Source organism: Aquifex pyrophilus (genome assembly GCF_054656935.1).
On sequence record NZ_BAAHXJ010000005.1, the window covers coordinates 472,433 to 493,351 of the forward strand.

Sequence of the window (20,919 nt, forward strand, 5' to 3'; positions counted from 1 at the left end):
ATTAAATACTATTATGAAACTCTTTAAGGAACTTGAGGAAACGAAAGAGCTCGTAATAAAGATGGCGAAATACGTTCAGGAAGCCATAGATAAGGCTACCCAGGCACTCAACAAACAAAACGTTGACCTCGCCGAAGAAGTTATCAAGGGGGATGACACCATAGACCTCCTTGAGGTTGATATAGAAAGGAGATGCATAAGGATGATAGCCCTATACCAGCCCGAGGCGGGAGACCTCCGTATGATAATGGGGATATACAAGATTGTTTCGGACCTTGAGAGAATGGGAGATGAGGCGGAAAACATAGCGGAAAGAGCCATACTCCTTGCGGAAGAACCACCCTTAAAACCTTACGTGAATCTCAACTTCATGGCGGAGATGGTTAAGGAGATGGTGAACGACAGCGTTATATCCTTCATTCAGGAGGACGTTCCCCTTGCAAAGAAGGTTATAGAGAGGGACGACCTCATAGACGAGCTTTACCACCAGCTTGAGAGGGAGCTCATAACCTACGTCCTTGAGGACCCGAGGAACATAAAGAGGGCTATGAACCTCTCCTTCGTCGCGAGGCATTACGAAAGGATAGCGGACCACGCGGAAAACGTTGCTGAGGCAGCCATTTACCTCTCGGAGGGAGAGATAGTAAAGCACCAGCATATAAAGGAAAAGAGTGAAGACTAAAATCCTCATAGCAATTCTCTTCATTTTTTTAGCGGTAATAAATTGGCTCTTTTTTGAAAATCTCCGTCGCCTTCCCGATGCAAACTACCCCTTTATACTCATAGCTATAAACGTTGACCTCCTCTTTCTCATAGTAATTTCCGCGATAACCTTCAGGAAGCTCATTAAGGTTTACCTCGGAAAATCCCAGAGGCAGTTAAGGAGAAAGATAGCAAACGTCGTTATACTTTACATATTCATTCCCCTTCTCGCCCTAAATCTTCTCTCGGTATTCCTCCTGTTCCAGTCAACGAGAGTATTCTTCAGCGAGAAGATAAGGAGTCTTGCAAAAAGTTCGGAAACCATATACAGGGAGCTTGAAGCCTATAAGAGGGAAAACTTAAGGAGGGAAAAGGAACTTTTAAGGAGGTTATCCGACGAGGAGCTGAACGAAATAACCTTCGTAAAGAGCGTAATTCACTTTCCCTGTAAGGAGGATATAGAGCAAGAAGGGGAGGTTTATCTCTGTCTCGGGGATAAATACATCGTCGTTGAGAGGAAAGAGGAATTTTTCAAAGAGCTTAATGCCTTCGGTAAGACCGCCTTTGATTTGCGTTCCCTCACGAAGGCAAGGGACATTATAACGGGCATATACGTCTTCCTCATAGTTGCGATAGGTCTGATTACACTCCTCGCAACCGTGTGGCTCTCAATGTTCTTCGCAAGGTATATAAGCGAGCCCGTGGAGAGGTTAACGGAAAAGGCTCAAGAAATAGCCAGGGGAAACCTGAACGTTGATATAGAGGTTGAGAAAACGGGGGACGAGATAGAGAAGCTTTCAAAGGTCTTTAAAGATATGAAGGATAACCTGAGAAAGCTATACGAAAGGCTTGAAGAGGAAAAAGAGACCTTAAGGAAGCTCCTTGATACCCTTCCCGTTGCGGTTCTCTACAGGAAGAAAAACGGGGAGGTGTTTGTGAATAAAACCTTCCAGAATATGTTCGGAGATTACAGGGAGGGCTTAATAGAAGAGGTGAAGAAAGGGAAAAACATAAGGTGTGAAAGAATAGACCTTGAGGAGGGAAGCATTCACATATTTGAGGATATAACACCAATAGTTCTCGCGGAGAGGTTCCGAGTCTGGCAGGAGGCGGTAAAAAGGATAGCCCACGAGATAAAGAACCCCTTAACGCCCATAAAACTGAATCTTGAGAGAATAGGGAAGCTCCTTGAGAGAGACAACGGAAAGGAAAGGATAAAGGAGGTTCTTCCTTTGATTATTAAGGAAGTGGATAGAATAAACAACCTCGTAAACCAGTTCAGGCATCTGGGACAGGAAAAGAAGGTAAAGCCCGAAAGGATAAAACTTGAGGAGCTTGTAAAGGAGGTATCAAGACTTTACACAGGTGTTGATATAAAGGTAAAGGGAGAAAAAGAGGTTTACGGGGACAGGAACCTCCTTAAGGAGGTCTTTTACAACCTCATAAACAACTCCGTTGAGAACGGAGCAAGCCTTATAATCGTGGAAATTAACTCGGAAAAGCTCATATACAGAGATAACGGTAAAGGTATATCTCCCGATGAGTTAAAGCATATATTTGAGCCTTTCTTCAGTAAAAATCCGAAGGGCTTCGGAATAGGTATGAGTATAGTTAAAAAGGTCATAGAAGAACACGGATGGGAAGTGAAGGTTTATCCCTCCGAGGGCTTTTTACTTGAGATAGACTTCAGGTCCAGGAACTGAAGGGCTTGGAGTATGAGGGTTAGCTGGGTCTCCCATATGGTATCAAGCTCGTCAAGAACCGCTTCTTCCTGCTCCTCCCTTGAGAGCCTCTTAAAGGGCTCGGATTTTACCCCCCTCTCGTGCATAAGCAAGGGAACGAAGAGCTTCCCGAGAGCCCAGAAAACGAAAGCGAGTTCTATATCGCTGAGAAGGGGAAACCGGTTAAAGGTTTCGTAAGTCTTCACTCCCGCCCAGTTGGTCCAGTACCTTATCTCCTCGTCCTCAACCCTGTGTTCCATACCCCCCACATACATGGACCTGAGTGCTTTCAGAAGCCTTTCATCCGGCTCTTCTCCGAGAAGCTTTTTAACCTCCTCCCTTATGGCCTCAAGGTCTCCCTTCTCTATCTTCTCGTAATCCCTTAAGAATCTCTCCTTCCAGTTTATGAAACGCTGTATCTCCTTAAAAGGTGTCATCTAATAAATCTTATCCCTCAAGCTCTTGAAAAACTCTGATATAAGTTCCGAGGCTCTCTCAACGGGGTAATATTCCCACTTGACCCTGTGGTTAAGAAGAGGGTCGTCAAGTAAATTAAAGAGACTCATAACTCCCCCGTGTTTCTTATCGGGGGCTAAAAAGGTAATCTTATCTATTCTTGATAAAACGAAGGCATAGGAACACATAACGCATGGCTCAAGGGTTATAAATGCCTCACACCCCGTTAAAAACTTACTCCCAAGCTTTTCGGTAGCCCTCTTTATTGCGAGAATTTCTGCATGGGCGGTGGGGTCCCTCCTCCTCTCAACCTCGTTGTGGGCAAGGGATATAACCTCATTATTTCTAACTATCACGCAACCTACGGGAACTTCCCCTTCTTTGAAAGCCCTTTCCGCTTCTTTTAAGGCCAAGTTTATGAACCTTTCCCTATCCACCTCTTACCGCTCTCAGGGCAACCTCGTAAGGAGGGGTGCATCCGTTCCATATGCGGAAGGCCTCAATACCCTGCCAGAGAAGCATGGGAAGCCCGTCCTGACACTTTGCCCCTACCTCCTTAGCCCTCTTTATGAGCTTCGTCTCCCTGTAAATTATGTCAACGACAACGTGAGAGGAGTTTATGAGGGAGTAATCAAATAAGGGAGGGTCATCTTCCTTGAGTCCAACGCTCGTCGTGTTTACGATTACATCAACGTCCTTTATAACTTCCTCCGGTCTTTCAACAGCCTCAATGTTGAACTTTTCCGCAAGAACCTTTGCTTTCTCCCTCGTTCTGTTCCAGAGGAAGACCTTTGCCCCATCCTTTATAAGTCCGTAGATAACCGCCTTTGACGCTCCGCCAGCACCGAGAACGAGAACCCTTCTTCCCCTTATCTCGGGAATGAGCATCCTGAGAGCCTTTATAAACCCTATCCAGTCTGTGTTAAAGCCCTTTGCCTTTCCTTCTTCAAACTTTACGGTGTTTACCGCACCTATCTCCTCGGCAACGGGGTCTATCTCCTCAAGGAAATTCATTATATTTTCTTTGTGGGGAATGGTTACGTTAATTCCTTTTACCTTTATGGCTTTGAATCCTTCTACCGCTTCCTTTAACCTTTCGGGTTCAACCTCAAAGGCGAGATAAACTCCGTTTATTCCAGCCCACCTGAGAAGGGCATTCTGGAAGAGGGGGGAAAGGGAGTGTTTTACAGGATACCCTATTACTCCGTAAACTTCCGTTTTGCTGTTAATCATTAAACAAACTGACCGAGGTCATACTTCTGCTGGGTTATTTCCACTTTCCTTACCCAGCGGAGATTTCCCTTAATTACGGTATCAACCAGGTTCTTAAGGGAGATGTCAACAACGGGACAGCTTGAACATCCCCCTTCAAAGGAGAGGTAAACAACGTCATCTCTGATATCAACGAGTCTGAGCTCGCCCTGGTGCTCCTTAAGGGCGGGCCTAATCTTGTTAAGAACCGCTTCAACTTCTCTCACCTTTTCAACTTCAGCCATCTCTCAGCCTCCGCTAATTTTTTTATTGTAAAGTTCCTCAAGCTTGCTCCACAACTCCTCCCTCTCCTTCTCCGATAGCTCCATGAGGTTCATAAAGCCCTTCAGGGTTAACCTCGGAACGACAATATCGTAAACGCCGTCCTCCTCAATCTTCTTCAGTCCGTAATTCATAAGTAATTCCTTACTCTCAGGTAAAAACTCAAATAAAGTCGTGAGCTTTATATCCTCGGTGAGCTTCACAATGGTAGCCATCACTTCAGCTCCTTAACCTTTTTAACGAAGAGGTGATACTCTCCGTCCTCTTCATACATTCCGAGAAACTCCTGTCCCGTTGCTTTACACCAGGCGGGAATGTCCTCAACCACGCCGGGGTCGTCCGCTATGAGCTCAAGTATCTGGCCTATCTCCATTTCCTTTATCTGCTTCGCCGTTTCCGCAACTGGCACGGGACAAAAAGTTCCCGTAACGTCGTGAACGACGTCAGCCTTTATATCCTTAACGTCCATGGCTCACCTCCTTCTTCGCGTATATCTTGAACCTTTCAAGGAATTGGTCATCGGGGGGAGTTCCTATAAGCTCTATCTCCCTTTCACCGAGGTGTATGGCAACCTTTGAAGGCTCGTTCTTTGAGTACCTCGCCACAATGTCCGCTATGAGCTGGAGCTCGTCTTCCGTTGGATTTCCCTTTATGAGTGCGAAAGTTCCCTTCCCGTCCTTCCTGTAAGCGTATCCGTATCTGTTTCTAAAGCCCTTCAGGAAGTTAACCTCTCCTTTGTTTCTCGCAACTATAAGCTTGGTTCCAGAAGGAAGTCTCAGGTGTCTTCCGACCGCAAACAGAACGAGGTCGTCCCTCGTTATTATACCCTCGGTTGCGTAGGCTTCTTTGAACCTTGCTGCGTAGGTTTCGTCGGTGAGGTAACAGCATCCTCCTGCGGGCTGTTCGTAATCAAGCCCGTACTTTTTTGCGAGCTCTATCTGAACTTTTCTGCTCCTTCCCCTTATTCCGAGTAGCTTGCTCCTGTCAACCCATCCCTCTTTTTCGGGAATGGTAGGAGGCAGAACCTTGGCGGAAAGGGGTCTGAGAATAAGCCCTTCAAGTCCCGCTTCCTTCTCTATGAGCTTCAGCCTTTCGGGTGTCTGGCTCATAGGTCTCTGGTAGAGAACCTCTCCCGTCACTATGAAGTCGTATCCTTCCCTTTCCATTATCTCCTTTGCCTTTCTCAGCATCATTATCCTGCAGTCAACGCAGGGGTTTACATTCTTTCCATATCCGTATTTTGGATTTATAACAACATCGTAATACTCCTCGGATATGTCAACGATTTCCAGTGGAACACCGAGCTGAGCAGCGGCCTTCAGCGCGGGATTTACGTAAGGAGTTCCGTCTTCCTTCGTTTGTCCGAGCCTTCTCTTAAACTCGGTTATACAAAAGCCTGTGTAAAAGTGGAGAGCCTTTACCTCTATCCCTTGTTCTTGAACGAGTTTTACAGCGAGGGAGCTGTCAAGCCCCCCCGAAAGAAGAGCGAGAGCCCTTTTCTTCATCTTATGTTCCCGAAAGGAACTCAAACTCCTGCTTTTGTTCTTCTTCTTCCTCTTCCTCGTAGCAGTCGGGAATCTTTGCAGCTTCCTCTACCCTTCCCTGCTTCATGAGGTAATCCTTTATCGCAACGTGGAGCGTCTCAAGTCCAAGGTTCGTGCAGTGTATCTTCTGAGGGGGTAGTCCTCCGAGCTCATCAAAGATGTCCTTGTATGTGAGGTTAAGGGCATACTGTATGGGCTTTCCTTTTATCATCTCAGTGAGCATTGAGCTTACCGCTATGGCTGAACCGCAACCGAAGGTCTTAAATCTTACGTCTTCTATAATATCGTTTTCGGGATTAACTTTTATAGTAAAGAGCATTGCGTCTCCGCAAGCGGGATTACCGCACTGACCTACACCGTTTGCGTCTTCAAGAACACCAACGTTTCTCGGATTCAGAAAGTGGTCTAAAACTTTTTCACTGTATTCGAAGCTCATGGCTTCACCTCCTTAAGGTTTTATACCTGAATTATAAATTCATTCTAATTCAAGGAAGATGTTATGACTGAAGTCAAAGTATCTTATTATATTAGTGCCCGTAGCTCAGGTGGATAGAGCACGGGGCTCCGGACCCCGGGGTCGCGGGTTCAAGTCCCGCCGGGCACACTAAACACTCGGCGAGAGATGAAGTTCCTTGATGCTATAGAGAAAAGGCTTCTTGAGGAGCTAAACCCGAAGGTGAGGCTTGTTCTTGAGACGGGAAGGTATATCGTTGAGAGCGGGGGAAAGAGGCTGAGACCCCTCTTTACCGTTCTCACCTGCGGTTTATGCGGCGGAAATCCCGAAAGGGCTCTCCCCCTCGGGGTGGGGCTTGAGTATATCCACGTTGCATCCCTCCTTCACGACGACATCGTTGACGGGGCGAAGACGAGGAGGGGAAAAAGGTCCGCTAACCTCGTTTTCGGGAACGGGGTTGCCGTTCTCACGGGAGATTACATGTATGCAAAGGCTCTTCATTTATTTTCAACATACGGAAACATAGAGATGATAAGGGTAGTGAGCGAGGCTGTTATGGATATGGCGGAGGGCCAGGTTCTTGAGATATCAAAGGTCGGAGATATCATATCCGAGGAGGAGTATTTCAGGATAATTGACGGAAAGACCGCGGTTCTCTTCGGTGCCTGTTTCGGCGTAGGGGGTCTTTCCGCTAACTGCAAGGAGTGGGAGGAGCTAAAGAAAGCGGGAATAAGCATAGGGAGAGCTTTCCAGCTTATAGATGACCTCCTTGATTACGCGGGAGACCCCCAAAAACTTGGAAAGCCCGTAGGAAACGACCTCAGGGAGGGAAAGTGTACCTATCCGCTCATATCGGTTCTCGGGGAGCTTAACAGGGATTACGTGAAGAGGGTTCTAAGGGGACTTGAGGAACCGGAAGCCTTAAGGCAGAAGGTTATTGAACTTGGAGGCGTTGAGAAAACGCGGGAAAGAGCAAGAAGGGAGCTTGAGAGGGCGAGGGAAATTCTTAACAGATTTGAGGATAACGAGTATAAAAAGGAGATACTTAAACTTGTTGACTTTGTGGTTGATAGGAATATCTAAATTCTATTATCCGATGAGGATTGAGGAGTTTGATTACGAGCTTCCCGAAGAGCTAATAGCGAAGTATCCCGTCGTTCCGAGGCATAACGCGAGGCTTATGGTATTAAACAGGAAGGAAAAAAGTATAAAGCACGACATTTTTATAAACCTTCCCGAATACCTTGAGGAGGGAGACCTTCTCGTTTTTAACAACACAAAGGTAATACCCGCAAGACTTTACGGGAGAAAGCCAACGGGCGGAAAGGTTGAGGTTGTTCTTACTGACTTTATAAAACCCGACGAGTGGAAGGCATTAGTAGGGGGAAAGAAGATAAGGCCGGGACTCCTTATAGAGATAGCACCCGAGTTTAAGGTTGAGGTTATTGAGCACATAGAAGAGGGGAAGTTCAAAGTAAAACTCCACGGAGAGAACCCACTCAGGCTCATAGATAAATACGGACACATACCCATACCCCCATACCTGAAGCGTGAGGAGGAGCCGGTGGACCGGGTTTACTACCAAACAATCTTTGCAAAGGAAGAGGGTGCGGTTGCCTCCCCTACCGCTTCCCTCCACTTCTCGGAAGAGCTTATGGAAAGACTCAGGGAAAGGGGCATAAACTTTTCCTTCATAACTCTTCACGTCTCTTACGGAACTTTTAAGCCCGTCAAGGTTGAAAATGTGGAGGAACACAGGGTTGACCCAGAATATGTGAAGGTTCCGGAGGAAACGATTGAGAGGATAAAGGAAACAAAAAAGAAGGGGAAAAGGGTTATAGCTGTCGGGACTACGGTTGTGAGAGCCCTTGAGACCGCCGGGTATGAACCCTTTGAGGGGTGGACCGACCTTTACATATATCCCGGATATGAGTTTAAGGTTATTGACGGGATGATAACGAACTTCCACCTGCCGAGGTCTTCCCTCCTGATTCTCGTTTCCGCCTTTGCGGGGAGGGAATTCATACTCAAGGCTTACAGGGAAGCGGTTGAGAAGAGATACAGGTTTTACAGCTACGGGGATGGTATGCTAATCACTTGAAAAAAGGGAAAAAGTATGTAAAATATATTTTTCAGGTAAGCCGGAGTGGCGGAACTGGCAGACGCGCCGTCTTGAGGGGACGGTGCCCTTTACGGGCGTGCGGGTTCGACTCCCGCCTCCGGCACCACTAAAGCAAAACAACAGAGGTAATAATCCTATCCATAGTCTTATCCCGCCTGTATGAGGGAAGCTCGGGAGAGCAAATCGTGCACTTTTCCCAGACTATAAGTGAGGATACACCGCTTTCTTTGAGTCTTAGGATTGCCTCCCTCTGGGTATCAAGGTAAAGTTTCCCTTCCCTTCTCTCAAGGCTTTTGAATCCGTAGTTTTCAAACTCCCCTCCCACCTCATAACAGCAGGATTTAGCGGAAGGTAAAACAACCGCTGTTAATTCCTTTTCCCCTTCCTCTTTCAGGAGTTTAACAGCTTTCTCTATTATTCCTTTATGGAGTCCCCTCCAGCCCGCGTGGATTACACCGACCCATTTTTCTCCAACAAGAGCAATGGGAACGCAGTCCGCTGTTTTCACCCCTATGGGGTAATTCCTCAAATTCGTTATTACCGCATCGCCGACTAAGGGACTCTGGGGCTTTAAAAGTTTTATTACCCTGTCGGTGTGTCTCTGTATGGGAAGGTATGCCTTTACTTTTCCGCTAAGGCGAACGAGGGCGTTCTTTATTCTGAGCTCAAGGATTACTTTAGTTTTTTCGCCTTCTGAGAGGTTTTTTCCAGACATTCCATAAGGATACCTTTAAAACCTTTTGATTCTAAATGCTTTAAACCTTCTATGGTAGTTCCCGCGGGCGAGGTTACCCTCGTTGTAAGAGCGTTCGGGTTTTCCCCTGTCTCCCTCAAGAGGTTTGCACATCCCCTTACGGTATCGAGAACTATCTTAAGGGACTGCTCGTAAGAAAATCCGAGGAGAACACCCCCGAGGGCAAGTCCGTCTATAAACTGGAATACGTATGCGGGGGAGCTTCCCGCAAGTGCTGTAAACGCGTCAAATAAACCTTCCTCTATCCTGTAGAGGGAACCGCAGGAGAGTAAAAGCTCCTCAACCCTGTTTCTCTCCTCATCGCTTAGCTTTCCGTTATCGGTTATTGCCATGGTTCCGCTTCCGACAGCAACCGCTATATTCGGCATAACCCTTACAATCTTTTTATCCTTTCCAACGACGTTTTCTATGTCCTCAAGGCTTACACCCGCCATTATGCTGAGAATTATTCCCTTATACTCCTTTAGCTTCTCAAGAACCTTCAGGGAGTCCTTTGGCTTTACCGCTATTATCACGAGTTCTGAGGTGTCCGCAAGGAACTTAATGTCAGTAGCAAAAGCAAGCCCCATCTCAACCGCGAGACTTCTCTTCTCGGGAAGAACGTCTGTAACGGTTATATTCTCCCTCCCCACCTTCCTTATAAGGCAGTTCGCAAATGCCTGCCCCATATTGCCAAAGCCCACTATTCCCACACGCATAGTTAAGATATTAGCATGCACTTCTTCATCTCGGAGGAAAGGAGGGGAAATAAACTAATCCTCAAGGAGGAGGAGGCCAAGCACTTCAGGGTGAGGAGAATAGGAAAGAATGAAACCTTCGGCGTCATTTACAGAGGAAAAAAATACCTATGCAAAGCCCTGAAGGCGGATAAAAAGGAGGTTGTTTGTGAGATTCTTGAGGAAGTTCCTGTAAAAATTCCCGAAAAGGAGATAACCCTCTACCAGTGTGTAACCGTTGAGCTGAAAACGATGGACCTCATAGTGAGACAATCAACGGAACTCGGTCTTTACAGGCTCGTCCCCGTGATATCCGAAAGGAGCTTTAGAAAATTGGAGGCGATAATAAAGCGTATGAAGAAATGGGAAAGGATTGTGAGGGAGGCGATAAAGCAGTCGGGAAGGGCCCACCCCTTGATAATTGAAGAGCCTATAAACCTTGAGGATATAAATGCGATTCACGAGGAGAACATCCTTCTTGATAATTTCACCGAAGGTATGAGGGTGAAGGAAATTAACTTTTCCGCGAAGAATTTCGGGGTGGTTGTGGGTCCAGAGGGAGGCTTTTCCAAAAGGGAAGGAGAGCTTCTCAGGGAAAAGGGTTTTAAGTCGGTTCTTCTTGAGCCCTATATTCTGAGGACTGAAACCGCATCAATTGCTATTCTTTCCGTTCTCATTAACTGCTGAGCTTATTCCGAGGGACTTAATCTTTCTGTAAAGACTTGAGAGGTCAAGCCCAAGGGACCTTGCGGTCGCCTTAATGTCGTAGTTGTTCTCCCTCAAACGTCTTTCTATAAAGAGTTTCTCAAAAGTCCTTTTTGCTTCCTTTAGACTATTTATCCTAAACAGGTATTCAAGATTTTCGTAAGTTTCTTCCTTAAATCCGAGGTCCTCGGGCTTTATAACTTCCTTATCGCAGAGTATTACCGCCCTTTCTATTAGGTTTTTAAGCTCCCTCACGTTTCCCCTCCAGTGTCTTGAGAGGAGGAACTCCTTTGCTTCCTCGCTCAGCTCAAAGCAGTTCTTTTTATACTCCTTTGCGAACTTCCTTAAAAAGTGCTCCGCAAGGAGAATTATATCCTCCCCCCTTTCCCTCAGGGGAGGTAAGTGAATCGTGATTACGGAAATCCTGTAGTATAAATCCTCCCTGAAGTTTCCCTTTTTAATCTCTTCCTCAAGGTTCTTATTCGTCGCACAGAGTATGCGTGTATCCACGAGGATTTTCTGTGTTCCACCGAGCCTCGTGAAGCTCTTTGTTTCAAGGAATCTCAGGAATTTTGGCTGAACCTTGGGGTCAAGCTCCCCAATCTCGTCAAGAAAGAGAGTTCCCCCGTCCGCAAGCTCAACCTTTCCCTTCTTCCTCGTTAAGGCTCCCGTAAAAGCTCCCCTCTCGTGTCCAAAAAGCTCACTCTCCGCAAGCTCCTCGGGTATAGCTGCACAGTTTATATCAATAAAGGGTCCTTTCCTTCCCGAATACTTGTGTATGAGCCTTGCGACTACTTCCTTTCCCGTTCCGCTTTCCCCCGTAATGAGGACTGGTATCCCGCTTTTTGCTATTCTCGGGATTAACCTCTTTATCTCAAGTATCCTTGGATGGTTACCTATAAACTCCACCTCTTCCTCGGGATGTCTTGAAGCCTCATAACTCTCAAAGGCGTGCTTTACCGTAAGGAGGAAACGTTCCATTGAGAAGGGCTTTTCAAGGAACTCGTATGCCCCTTTTTTTATAGCTTTAACAGCGGTTTCAACGTTTCCGTGTCCCGTTATCACTATCACCACGCTGTCGGGGGAGTTTTCCTTTATAAAATCAATGAAATCAACGCCGTCCCCGTCGGGCATCCATACGTCAAGGACTATGACGGGATAAAAGAAAGCCTTTATCTTTTCCCTCGCCTCTTTTAAGGTTTTTGCACTTTCCGGTTTAAATCCCTCGTCCTCAAGGATTCCCCCGAGTGTGTTTAATATGCTCTCCTCGTCGTCAACGATAAGGACGTATTTATTCATACTTTTAAGATACAACAGAAAGGTTTTAGGGTATTTTTTGGCCTGTATTCTTTTAAAGGTTTTCCCGTAAGGGGGTGAAGTATATCTTTCTCTATCTCAAGGAGGGGGTATAAGAAGAAGTCTCTCTCGGTGAGGAAGGGGTGGGGAACCTTCAGGAGTTTTGAGTTTATAACCTCCCTTCCATAGAGGATTATGTCTATGTCTATCTCGCGGGGTCCCCATTTGTAGCGTTCCCTTCTCCCTACCTTTTTTTCTATTCCCTTGAGCTTGAGGAGGAGCTCAGTGGGGGGGAGTTTCGTATCTATGAGGAGGACGAGATTAAGAAAAGGGGGTTGGTTTTCTATGCCCCATGCCTTGCTTTCGTAAACGGTTGAGAGCTTTACGATTTTCCCGAGTTTTTTTATCTCCTCAAGGGATTTCAGTATGAAGGAGAGCCTCTCACCTACGTTGCTTCCTATTCCTAAATAAGCCTTCACGTCTATATTATATTTAAAGTTCGTTAAGGAGTAGTTAGCATGGACTTACCTAAGTTAAAAATCGGAAGGATTGAGGTTGAGATTCCCATTATTCAGGGCGGAATGGGAGTTGGTATTTCCTGGGAAAACCTTGCGGGGCACGTTGCCCGCGAAGGTGCCATCGGCGTAGTTTCCGCTGTAGGAACGGGATACAGACACCCTCACCTCGTAAAGAGGGATAAGTTCGGAAGACCTATAGGTTCCGTAAATACCCACCACCCGGAGGCACTAAAGAAGATAATCAGAGACGCTAAGGAGATATCAAAGGGAAGGGGTGCGATAGGTGTTAATATCCTCGCAGCGATTACCGATTACGGAAGGGTTGCGAGGGACGCGGCGGAAGCGGGGGCGGACCTCATAATCTCGGGTGCAGGACTTCCCCTTAAGCTCCCCGAGTACGTTGAGGGATATGACGTTGCTCTCGTTCCGATAGTATCTTCCGCAAGGGCACTAAACATTATTTGCAGGACCTGGAAGAAGAGGTATAACAGACTTCCCGACGCTGTTGTCCTTGAAGGACCAAAGTCCGGAGGACACCAGGGCTTTAAATATGAGGACTGCTTCAAGCCTGAAAACCAGCTTGAGAACCTTCTTCCCTCGGTTCTTGAAGAGGCTAAAAAGTGGGGGAATATACCCGTAATAGTTGCCGGTGGCGTGTGGAGCTATCACGACATTAAGAAGTTCATAGAGATGGGTGCCTCGGGCGTCCAGATGGCAACGCGGTTTATAGCCACCCACGAGTGCGACGCTCCCCAGATTTACAAGGAGCTCGTTACGAATCTTGAGAAGGACGACATAATGCTCTTCAAATCCCCGGTAGGATATCCCCTCAGGGTAATAAGGACTCCCTTTATAGAAAAACTCCTGAACGGCTTTAACGGATGGAACGGGTGCGTATCCCACTGCGTAGTTCCCTGCAACAAGGGCGAGGAAGCCAAAAAAGTCGGTTTCTGTATAGCGGACAGGCTTGGACTTGCGTGGCTTGGTGATTACGAGGAGGGCATATTTATAAGCGGGGCAAACGGACACCTCCTAAAATACCAGGGAATCATATCGGTTAAGGAGCTGATAGAGATATTAACGGGAAGGAGAAAGGACCACACCCTTGAGAGGATGGAAGCTCTTAAAGTTTGAGCTCCTCCTTCATCTTTAAAGCTTTCTCAAATATGCTTTTGTCTCCCTTGTACTTTAACAACTTCTTTGCAACCTCAACGGGAAAGAACTTTGCGTCCTTCACCTCCCAGGAAGGCTTAGGTTCCCCAGACACGTATCTCATTAGGTAATACTTAACGGTTTTAAAAACCTTCTCCCCTTTGAGTCTGTACCAGTAATGTATGTCACCTATGTAGGCCAGAATCTCCCCTTTTACATTCGTCTCCTCGTAAACCTCCCTTAGGGCAGCCTCCTCAGGTGTTTCCCCCTCCTCTATGTTTCCCTTGGGAAAGCTCCATACACCCGAAGGGTTCTTTATGAGAAGAACCTCATTATCCTTGAAAAGGACGCCTCCTGCCGAGAACTCCCTCCTCATTTATCAAGCTCTTTAAGTATTTCATCGGTTATATCTATGCTTTGGTCCTTGTAAAGGAGCATATTGCAGTCAAATACCGCCTTAAGGCCTTTATTTTTTGCTTTATTCTCAACCACAGCTATGACCTTGTCAAAAATCATCTGCTCAAGCTGGGATTTCTTCTTCGTGAGCTTTGTCTGAGCCTCCACCTGAAGCTTTCTCAGCTCTTCTTCAAGCCTCTCAATCTCCTCCATGGTTTTTTTCTTAGCCTTTTCGGAGATTACACCGCTTTCCGCCTTTTTCTTGAGCTCCTCAAGCTTTTTCTGTTTGCTTTCTATCTCCCTCTGGTATTTTTCTATATCCCTCTTGAACTCCTGCTGGGTTTTCGCTATAAACTTGGACTCCCTTATTATCTTGTTTGTGTCAACGCATGCAAAATCAAGGGCGAAAATAAATCCACCTGCGAGTGCAAGGGAAAGAAAGAACTTTTTCATAACTACCCCCTTTACTCAGTTTAAGAAAAAGTATATCATCCATCCCGTTACCGCGACGTATATCCAGACAACCGCTGTAATGGGAGCTATCTTCCTGTGTTTGTCGTAAAGTCCTTTAACTCCCAGGTAAACGGTGTAAACAGCCAGGGGGAAGTTTATTATGGCGAGGATTGTATGAGACCAAAGAACGAAGTAATAAAGGGTTTTATACTCCCCCGTGTATTTTTTCGGTGGAAACAGGGAAGATTTCACGAGATAAAGGATTACAAATATGAGTGCCAGGAATGAGGCTGTAAGCATAGCTTTTTTGTGGAGCTCCCTTCTTCCCGTCTTTATGAGAAACAATCCCGTTAGTATTAACAAACCGCTTAATCCTATCGTTATAAGGCTGAGCCAGGTTAATACCTCATACATGGTTAGCTTATTTTAACAGATACACCGCCAGGAAAACCACAACGTAGGTCATAATGGCGAGAAGTGCGAGGATTATACCCACAACTATGTTAAACCTCTTCTCCCTCTCTTCCCTCTTTCTCATTCCTTACTCTCCCTAAAAAGCTTTTCAGAACAAAAAGGACGAAAGAAGCCCCTCCGAGGACCGAGAGAATGGACCCAACTCCCATGAGTATCATGAAGAGGTAAACCTTAACGTTCTGTATGTATTCCGTTCCTGGCATCTTCCTGGGTGCGCCGAAAACACCTGCCCAGAAGAGACCCGCAACGAACATAAGCATTCCGAATCCGTAAAGGAAGGGAACGCTCTTTATAAACTTCCCGAGCCTCTCAACATAACCGAACTCCTGAAGAAGTTTGAAGGTTAGAACCATAACCGCAACGAGTATGCTCGCTATTACCCCGTGGTAATGGGCGGGAACACGTGTATCCATACCCACTATTAGGTATCCCATAAGAGCCCCAACGAAGTATATGAGAACCGAAAGGGAAAGTCCAAGCCTGTAAAAATCTCTCCTTCTCAGGGATTTGGTGAGTATGAGAACGCCGTAAATAATCGTCGGAAGACCTATGCCGACCGCGTAGCCCCATTTGGTTAAAACCCTTCCCCCTTCGCTGAGGGGGTCCATGAAAAACTGGGCTATGAGGTAAACACCGGGGAACGTTAGAAGAAGGGTGTTTAAGAACCTCAGGTTTATAACCCCTTCACCGAGAAGGAGAAACCAGAGGGAAAGCAGAAGTCCAGCATTTACGAACTGGTGTATATGTCCCGGAAACCAGAAAAGGGCCTCGTAATACCGGTAAGGATTAAGCTCCTTCGGAGTTATGATGTAAGAAGCCAAGAGCGTTATCGGAAAAAGAAGGGAGTTTATAACCGTGGTTGAAAGGACAGACTCAAGAGTTGTTCCCACGTAAAAATTCTTAAGGGCTTCCTTTGAAAACCTTAGGGCATTCAGGAAGACTGAAAGGAAGAAAAGAGAAATTCCCACAAGGAAGAGGGGATGTATAACCGTCGGGACATAATTGTTCCAAAGGGCTTGACCGAGCCCCAGGGCGGAAACGACGACGATAAGGAGAAATCCTAAAGCTCCGGGAAAGAAGAAAAGGAGGTTGTCTTCTTTTTTGAAAACCCTGTGCCAGAGGAATATGAGGAAGGCATAAAGACCTATTATGAGTGCGGAATCAACGTGACCGACGAGGGCGTGATAAAAATACTCAGGAGGAAAGAGGTTTGCAAGTCCTGGGGTTCTTGCAACCGCAACGAGGAGGGCAAAAAAGCCCCCCACCGCTATGGAAACGATAAAGAGGTAAAACCAGAGCATAACTACCTCACCATATCAACAATCATCATTCCGAAAAGAACCGCAAGGTATATGATGGAGAAGAAGAACAATCTCATACTCTCCTCTTTCTTTGAGAAGAAGAACTTTAGGGTAAGACCTAAATAAATCAGGTTCATAATAACCGCGGTTATGAAGTAAAGCTCGCCCACCATACCCGTGAAGTAGGGAACAAGGCTTACGGGAAAGAGGGAAGCAGTGTATAAAAGGGTTTTCAGCTTGGTTATGAAAACACCCCTAGCAACCGGAAGGGTGGGAATTCCCGCTTTCCTGTAGTCGTCCCTGTATTTTAAGGCGAGAACCCAGAAGTGAGGGGGTTGCCACAGGAACATGAGGAGAAAGAGGGCAACCGCGTTAACGTCTATTGAGCCCGAGGCGGAAACGTAACCTATAACTGGGGGAAGTGCTCCCGATATGCCCCCGATTTCCGTAGCAAGGGGGCTTTTCCTCTTCAGAAGAAGGGAGTAAAGAACAACGTATGAAAAGGATGCAAGGGCCACGAGAAGGGTCGGTATTATACCGACGAAGGTAAGCATAACCGCAAAGGAGAGAAGCTGAAGAACTATTCCGAAAACCAGAGCTTTCAGGGGATTTACCGCACCCCTCGGAATGGGTCTTTCCGCGGTCCTCACCATAAGGCGGTCTATGTCCTTATCTATAACCATATTAAGAACCGCAGAACCCGCCGCTGCAAGTCCCGTTCCCGTTAAAGTCCAGAAAACTAACTCGGGGTCAAGGTTTCCCCTTGAACCGAGATACATTCCCCCGAGCGTCGTTATCAGAACTAGGGAAACTATCCCCGGCTTAGTAAGTGCCAAGTAATCCTTAAGAGTTCCCTGATAGGTCTCCACTCTCTCACTCATTGGACAACACCCCTAAACTCAGCGTAAGTTTTCAGAACGGAAGGTGCGACAAGGTAAGAAACCCAGGCAACGATAAAGAAGCCTATGGCTATGTGCAGGAAGAGGTAGGGAAGGAAGAATCCCGATACAACCGTTGCAACACCCGCAAGTATCTGGGCGACCATAAGTATGAAAGTTATAACGCTTTCCCTGTTTAGCTTCTTAAACATTATAAAGAGGGAAAGTATTACGAGAAATCCCGCATAGGTTATGTGAAGGTAGTAAACAAACTGGTTGTATTCCAGGGCCTTAACGTATCTCACGAATATACCGAGGAGTATCTGGAACATAACTGCAACGTATAGGGCATCCGCGTATGGAATTCTTTCCTCAAGCCTTTCACCGAAGTATTTAACGTAGTAGTAAGTTATCGTTATCGTTGAGAGTATGAAGACCGAGAGTATGAGGTGGGAAGTTGTATAAACGTAGTCAAGGAGTTCCCTTAAGAGCGGTGCTTCCGTGACGACTACCCTCATGCCGAGGAGTGCCTCAAGAACGAGTGCTATGAATATAAAAACGAGAGCCTTCCTCACAAAGGAGGTTCCCCTCTTGAAGGCATAAAAGAGCGTCGTGAGTAAAACTATTCCCGTAATCCCTCCGAGTATGCGGTGGATCTGCTCTATCCAGGGCTGGAGAGGTGTTGGTGCCACCACGGGAGCGGGGGGAGTAGGTATTTCCTCCTTCAGCTGGAAGGGTAAGAGCTGTCCGTGGCAGAGGGGCCAGTCGGGACAACCGAGTCCAGAACCCGTTGATGTTACTATTCCGCCGAAAACCATGAGAACGTAAGTGAGGACAACCGAAAGAAGAACGAGGGTTTTTAACGGACTACTTCTCAACACCTGAGCTTGATTCATTCTCTCCTCCTTTTTTTAGTCTCATCTCTCTCATCTCGTGGAAAAGATTGGTTGTTCTTGCATTCTTTAACCTTTCCAGGAACCTTTCCCTGTTTTCGGGATACTTGAAGTAGTTGTAAACGGTGTATGTCATGGAAAGAATGGCTATTCCCAAGAAGATAAGAGCGGCAAGATACTTCTTAAGGCTTTCACTCATACTTTTAACAATATACCACTAAAGCAAATCCTTTATGTCCTTCTCCAGTTCCCTGTAAATGCCGAGTCTTTTCTTTACGATAATACCTTCCCTGTTAACGAGGTAGGAGGTGGGGAGTCCCTGAGGGTTGAAGTAGTTTAACGCTTCGTCGTTCGCAACAACGACGATAAAGGGGAGCTCATGCTCTTTGAGGAAATCCTTTAAGTTTTCGGGGTCCGTGTTCACCGCGATTATCTCAAAGCCCCTGTCCTTATACTTTTCGTAAATCTCCTTAAAGAGAATGAATTCCTCCCTGCAGGGGGGACACCAGGTAGCCCAGAAGTTTATCAGAACAACTTTTCCTTTAAAATCTCCGAGGTTTATTTTTTTACCTTCGGGCGTTTGAAGGCTTATATCGGGAACGGGTTTATTTATAACTTCGGAATACCCGTGTTTATCCTGCTGTATTCCTATGTAAACGAGTAGTCCGAAGAGTATTAAAGCAAGAAAGGGAGGAATGAGACGCTTCATACCTTCTTTTTATCCTCGGGAAGTTCTCTCGGCTCAACACCTGTGTATTCGTACTCTTCTTCCGAGAGCCTCTTTGAGAAGGGTTTTTCCTGGGTGAGTTCCTCGTATGCGTGGGCAACGAGTCCCGGAACCCTTCCTATGATGAAGAAGCCCTTACCGAGTCTCCAGTCAAAGCCCATATCTGAGGTTATCGCCGCTATAGCACCGTCAACGTTGAGGACTATTCTCTTTCCCTTTTGCTTGTATATCTCCTCCTCTACCTTCTTTGCGAACTCGCAGTGCTCCTTGCAAAAGCCATATTTTTCCGCAAGCTCAAAGAGTCTTCTCGTTCTGGGGTCATACTCCTTGTAATACCTGTGGCCGTATCCCGGAATGGGCTTTTTCTGAGATAGATACTCCTTTACTATCTCCTCAACGGGTCTCTGACTCTTTACCCCTTCCTGCATGAACCTCATCGCGTCCTCAAGGGCTCCTCCGTGAGCGCTTCCGAAGGCAAGCACTCCAGCACCCACACCTACGTTCAGGGAGTTTCCACCGCTTATTACCGCCCTTGTAGCTATGACCGATGGGGGAGCTATGCTGTGCTCAATTACCGAGACAAATATGGCGTCCATCATCTTGGCTTCAGCTTCCGAGGGAAGCTCCCCTTTAAGTAGGAGGTATATGGCCTCTGAAAAGGTAAGGTTTCCGACGAGGTCAAGGAGTCTGTATCCCCTTATGTAGGGCTCGTGGTTAATATGGGTTGATATTGCAGTTCTCCACTTCTTCTCAGCCATAGGAAAGATTATATTAAATTCGGATATGAAGGAGAGAGTTATCGTAATTGGAGGAGGGCTTGCGGGCTCGGAAGCGGCATGGAGACTCGCAAACGAGGGACACAGGGTAATCCTATACGAGATGAGACCAAAGAAGATGACACCCGCCCACAAGACGGGAAACCTTGCGGAGCTCGTATGCAGTAACACCCTTGGGGGACTTGAGCTCACGACCGGAGCGGGACTCCTCAAGGCGGAAATGAAGATGCTCGGCTCCCTCGTAATTGAGGCGGCACAGGTTGCAAGGGTGCCCGCGGGGGGAGCACTTGGTGTTGACAGAAAGATATTTTCCGAATACATAACCGAGAAGATAGAGAGCCATCCCAATATAACAGTTATCAGGGAAGAGGTTAAGGATATCCCCGAGGACGAGGTTGTCGTAATAGCGACGGGACCATTAACTTCGGATGCACTCTCGGAGAGGATAAAAGAACTTGTAGGCTACGACACCCTTTACTTTTACGATGCGATAGCCCCGATAGTTGAGGCGGAGAGCGTTGACTTTTCAAAAGGTTTCTGGGGCTCAAGATACGGAAAGGGAGGAGAGGATTACTTCAACTGCGTTCTTACGGAAGAAGAGTATAAGGTATTTTATGAAGAGCTCCTAAAGGCGGAAAAGGTTCAACCAAAGGACTTTGAAAAGGCTGTTCACTTTGAAGGTTGTCTTCCCATAGAGGAGATGGCGGAGAGGGGATACAAAACGCTCCTCTTTGGCCCCATGAGACCCGTCGGCTTAATAGACCCGAGGACGGGTAAACAGCCCTTTGCGGTTGTTCAGCTGAGGAAGGAAAACAAGGAAGGAACGCTCCTATCCCTCGTAGGATTTCAGACTAAGCTCACCTACAAGGAGCAGAAAAGGGTTTTCAGGCTTATTCCCTGCCTCAGGAATGCGGTCTTCGTAAGGCTCGGCTCAATGCACAGGAATACATTCATTCAATCAAACAAGGTCCTAACATCCTTCCTTAACCTCAGGAAGAAGGAAAACATATTCTTTGCGGGACAGATTACTGGCGTTGAGGGATACGTTGCCTCCTCCGCGACGGGCATTTTCGCGGGCATAAACGCGGGAAGGCTTGCAAGGGGAGAAAAGCCCGTTGAAGCTCCCGAGGAAACGATGCTCGGGGCACTCGTGAAGTATATAACCACAAAGGAAGGGGAGCTCCAGCCCATGAACCCCGTATTCGGACTGCTTCCTCCCCTTGAAAAAAGGGTAAGGGATAAGAAGAAGAGGAAGGAGCTCATGGCGGAAAGGGCTTTAAAAAGCATGGAAGAATGGATAAAGGAACATGAGCTTGTTAAGGGTGAGTTAGTAAGAATTTGATAGAAT

28 protein-coding genes and 2 tRNA genes are annotated in these 20,919 nt (G+C 46.7%); 9 read left to right on the forward strand and 21 right to left on the reverse strand.

Features of this window, described 5'->3' with window-relative positions:
• Positions 1 to 13: 13 nt before the first annotated feature.
• Together phoU and ACYQZ0_RS06195 are read left to right on the forward strand one after the other, a co-directional pair.
• Positions 14 to 682 carry a phosphate signaling complex protein PhoU gene (gene phoU, locus ACYQZ0_RS06190; RefSeq protein WP_459775734.1) on the forward strand — a complete coding sequence of 223 codons (669 nt, stop codon included), beginning with the start codon at positions 14 to 16 and terminating at the stop codon, positions 680 to 682.
• Entirely contained in the window at positions 672 to 2,405 is a 1,734-nt protein-coding gene (locus tag ACYQZ0_RS06195; RefSeq protein WP_459775735.1) for an ATP-binding protein, read from the forward strand. The genes phoU and ACYQZ0_RS06195 overlap by 11 nt, the downstream gene beginning before the upstream one ends.
• On the opposite strand, the gene ACYQZ0_RS06200 is transcribed toward ACYQZ0_RS06195, so the two are convergent.
• The 8 genes from ACYQZ0_RS06200 to ACYQZ0_RS06235 are packed head-to-tail and all read right to left on the reverse strand — an operon-like array spanning position 2,354 to position 6,392.
• The gene (locus ACYQZ0_RS06200; protein WP_459775736.1) at positions 2,354 to 2,860 is read right to left on the reverse strand and encodes a DUF3467 domain-containing protein; all 507 of its coding nucleotides are present in this window, start codon (positions 2,858 to 2,860) and stop codon (positions 2,354 to 2,356) included. The genes ACYQZ0_RS06195 and ACYQZ0_RS06200 overlap by 52 nt on opposite strands.
• The gene (locus ACYQZ0_RS06205; RefSeq protein WP_459775737.1) at positions 2,861 to 3,316 is read right to left on the reverse strand and encodes a nucleoside deaminase; all 456 of its coding nucleotides are present in this window, start codon (positions 3,314 to 3,316) and stop codon (positions 2,861 to 2,863) included. It lies immediately after the preceding gene.
• A complete protein-coding gene (gene aroE / locus ACYQZ0_RS06210; RefSeq protein WP_459775738.1) occupies positions 3,309 to 4,112 on the reverse strand; it encodes a shikimate dehydrogenase in 804 nt (267 codons plus the stop codon). Before aroE ends, ACYQZ0_RS06205 begins: the two co-directional genes overlap by 8 nt.
• On the reverse strand, positions 4,112 to 4,375 hold the full coding sequence (locus ACYQZ0_RS06215) for a NifU family protein (RefSeq protein WP_459775739.1): 264 nt from the start codon (positions 4,373 to 4,375) through the stop codon (positions 4,112 to 4,114). Before ACYQZ0_RS06215 ends, aroE begins: the two co-directional genes overlap by 1 nt.
• 3 nt (positions 4,376 to 4,378) lie before the next feature.
• Positions 4,379 to 4,627 carry a DUF1858 domain-containing protein gene (locus ACYQZ0_RS06220; protein ID WP_459775740.1) on the reverse strand — a complete coding sequence of 83 codons (249 nt, stop codon included), beginning with the start codon at positions 4,625 to 4,627 and terminating at the stop codon, positions 4,379 to 4,381.
• Positions 4,627 to 4,881, reverse strand: coding sequence for a sulfurtransferase TusA family protein (locus ACYQZ0_RS06225; protein ID WP_459775741.1), 255 nt, complete (start codon positions 4,879 to 4,881; stop codon positions 4,627 to 4,629). The genes ACYQZ0_RS06220 and ACYQZ0_RS06225 overlap by 1 nt, the downstream gene beginning before the upstream one ends.
• Complete coding sequence (locus tag ACYQZ0_RS06230) at positions 4,871 to 5,917, reverse strand: hypothetical protein (protein WP_459775742.1); 1,047 nt, start codon at positions 5,915 to 5,917, stop codon at positions 4,871 to 4,873. Before ACYQZ0_RS06230 ends, ACYQZ0_RS06225 begins: the two co-directional genes overlap by 11 nt.
• Position 5,918: 1 nt before the next feature.
• Positions 5,919 to 6,392, reverse strand: a complete 474-nt coding sequence (locus tag ACYQZ0_RS06235; RefSeq protein WP_459775743.1) for an iron-sulfur cluster assembly scaffold protein — start codon at positions 6,390 to 6,392, stop codon at positions 5,919 to 5,921.
• A gap of 94 nt (positions 6,393 to 6,486) precedes the next feature.
• On the opposite strand from ACYQZ0_RS06235, the gene ACYQZ0_RS06240 reads away from it, so the two are divergent.
• From ACYQZ0_RS06240 to ACYQZ0_RS06255, 4 genes are all read left to right on the forward strand, one after another.
• Positions 6,487 to 6,560 (forward strand) — tRNA-Arg (locus ACYQZ0_RS06240).
• An 18-nt stretch (positions 6,561 to 6,578) separates the two neighbouring features.
• Entirely contained in the window at positions 6,579 to 7,493 is a 915-nt protein-coding gene (locus tag ACYQZ0_RS06245) for a polyprenyl synthetase family protein (protein ID WP_459775744.1), read from the forward strand.
• A 13-nt stretch (positions 7,494 to 7,506) separates the two neighbouring features.
• Complete coding sequence (queA, locus tag ACYQZ0_RS06250) at positions 7,507 to 8,511, forward strand: tRNA preQ1(34) S-adenosylmethionine ribosyltransferase-isomerase QueA (RefSeq protein WP_459775745.1); 1,005 nt, start codon at positions 7,507 to 7,509, stop codon at positions 8,509 to 8,511.
• A gap of 39 nt (positions 8,512 to 8,550) precedes the next feature.
• Positions 8,551 to 8,638, forward strand: a tRNA-Leu gene (locus tag ACYQZ0_RS06255).
• Here the strand turns inward: ACYQZ0_RS06255 and pgeF are convergent.
• A complete protein-coding gene (pgeF, locus tag ACYQZ0_RS06260) occupies positions 8,639 to 9,247 on the reverse strand; it encodes a peptidoglycan editing factor PgeF (RefSeq protein WP_459775746.1) in 609 nt (202 codons plus the stop codon). It lies immediately after the preceding tRNA gene.
• Positions 9,205 to 9,984, reverse strand: a complete 780-nt coding sequence (gene proC / locus ACYQZ0_RS06265) for a pyrroline-5-carboxylate reductase (RefSeq protein ID WP_459775747.1) — start codon at positions 9,982 to 9,984, stop codon at positions 9,205 to 9,207. Before proC ends, pgeF begins: the two co-directional genes overlap by 43 nt.
• 15 nt (positions 9,985 to 9,999) lie before the next feature.
• Here proC and ACYQZ0_RS06270 point away from each other — a divergent pair, with 15 nt between their 5' ends.
• Positions 10,000 to 10,689 (forward strand): RsmE family RNA methyltransferase, encoded by a 690-nt coding sequence (locus tag ACYQZ0_RS06270; RefSeq protein WP_459775748.1) that lies wholly within the window; start codon positions 10,000 to 10,002, stop codon positions 10,687 to 10,689.
• Here the strand turns inward: ACYQZ0_RS06270 and ACYQZ0_RS06275 are convergent.
• Positions 10,654 to 12,006, reverse strand: a complete 1,353-nt coding sequence (locus ACYQZ0_RS06275; protein ID WP_459775749.1) for a sigma-54-dependent transcriptional regulator — start codon at positions 12,004 to 12,006, stop codon at positions 10,654 to 10,656. The genes ACYQZ0_RS06270 and ACYQZ0_RS06275 overlap by 36 nt on opposite strands.
• Entirely contained in the window at positions 12,003 to 12,482 is a 480-nt protein-coding gene (folK, locus tag ACYQZ0_RS06280; protein ID WP_459775750.1) for a 2-amino-4-hydroxy-6-hydroxymethyldihydropteridine diphosphokinase, read from the reverse strand. The genes ACYQZ0_RS06275 and folK overlap by 4 nt, the downstream gene beginning before the upstream one ends.
• Before the next feature lie 39 nt (positions 12,483 to 12,521).
• Here folK and ACYQZ0_RS06285 point away from each other — a divergent pair, with 39 nt between their 5' ends.
• Positions 12,522 to 13,655: an NAD(P)H-dependent flavin oxidoreductase gene (locus tag ACYQZ0_RS06285; protein ID WP_459775751.1), complete on the forward strand. Its 1,134-nt coding sequence runs from the start codon at positions 12,522 to 12,524 to the stop codon at positions 13,653 to 13,655.
• Here ACYQZ0_RS06285 and ACYQZ0_RS06290 read toward each other — a convergent pair.
• The 9 genes from ACYQZ0_RS06290 to ACYQZ0_RS06330 form a co-directional block, all read right to left on the reverse strand.
• Positions 13,645 to 14,049, reverse strand: a complete 405-nt coding sequence (locus ACYQZ0_RS06290) for an NUDIX hydrolase (protein WP_459775752.1) — start codon at positions 14,047 to 14,049, stop codon at positions 13,645 to 13,647. The two genes, ACYQZ0_RS06285 and ACYQZ0_RS06290, sit on opposite strands and share 11 nt — an antisense overlap.
• A complete protein-coding gene (locus ACYQZ0_RS06295) occupies positions 14,046 to 14,522 on the reverse strand; it encodes an OmpH/Skp family outer membrane protein (RefSeq protein WP_459775753.1) in 477 nt (158 codons plus the stop codon). Before ACYQZ0_RS06295 ends, ACYQZ0_RS06290 begins: the two co-directional genes overlap by 4 nt.
• A 15-nt stretch (positions 14,523 to 14,537) precedes the next feature.
• Complete coding sequence (locus ACYQZ0_RS06300) at positions 14,538 to 14,936, reverse strand: DUF420 domain-containing protein (protein WP_459775754.1); 399 nt, start codon at positions 14,934 to 14,936, stop codon at positions 14,538 to 14,540.
• 89 nt (positions 14,937 to 15,025) lie between these two features.
• Positions 15,026 to 16,297, reverse strand: coding sequence for a cbb3-type cytochrome c oxidase subunit I (locus ACYQZ0_RS06305; protein WP_459775755.1), 1,272 nt, complete (start codon positions 16,295 to 16,297; stop codon positions 15,026 to 15,028).
• Positions 16,298 to 16,299: 2 nt separating this feature from the next.
• On the reverse strand, positions 16,300 to 17,178 hold the full coding sequence (cyoE, locus tag ACYQZ0_RS06310; protein WP_459775756.1) for a heme o synthase: 879 nt from the start codon (positions 17,176 to 17,178) through the stop codon (positions 16,300 to 16,302).
• Positions 17,175 to 18,071, reverse strand: a complete 897-nt coding sequence (locus tag ACYQZ0_RS06315) for a COX15/CtaA family protein (RefSeq protein WP_459775757.1) — start codon at positions 18,069 to 18,071, stop codon at positions 17,175 to 17,177. Before ACYQZ0_RS06315 ends, cyoE begins: the two co-directional genes overlap by 4 nt.
• Entirely contained in the window at positions 18,043 to 18,267 is a 225-nt protein-coding gene (locus ACYQZ0_RS06320; RefSeq protein ID WP_459775758.1) for a hypothetical protein, read from the reverse strand. The genes ACYQZ0_RS06315 and ACYQZ0_RS06320 overlap by 29 nt, the downstream gene beginning before the upstream one ends.
• 18 nt (positions 18,268 to 18,285) lie before the next feature.
• A complete protein-coding gene (locus ACYQZ0_RS06325) occupies positions 18,286 to 18,777 on the reverse strand; it encodes a TlpA family protein disulfide reductase (RefSeq protein ID WP_459775759.1) in 492 nt (163 codons plus the stop codon).
• Complete coding sequence (locus ACYQZ0_RS06330; RefSeq protein WP_459775851.1) at positions 18,774 to 19,691, reverse strand: citryl-CoA lyase; 918 nt, start codon at positions 19,689 to 19,691, stop codon at positions 18,774 to 18,776. The genes ACYQZ0_RS06325 and ACYQZ0_RS06330 overlap by 4 nt, the downstream gene beginning before the upstream one ends.
• Here ACYQZ0_RS06330 and trmFO point away from each other — a divergent pair.
• Positions 19,579 to 20,913 carry an FADH(2)-oxidizing methylenetetrahydrofolate--tRNA-(uracil(54)-C(5))-methyltransferase TrmFO gene (gene trmFO / locus ACYQZ0_RS06335; RefSeq protein ID WP_459775760.1) on the forward strand — a complete coding sequence of 445 codons (1,335 nt, stop codon included), beginning with the start codon at positions 19,579 to 19,581 and terminating at the stop codon, positions 20,911 to 20,913. The two genes, ACYQZ0_RS06330 and trmFO, sit on opposite strands and share 113 nt — an antisense overlap.
• The last annotated feature ends 6 nt before the right edge of the window (positions 20,914 to 20,919 follow it).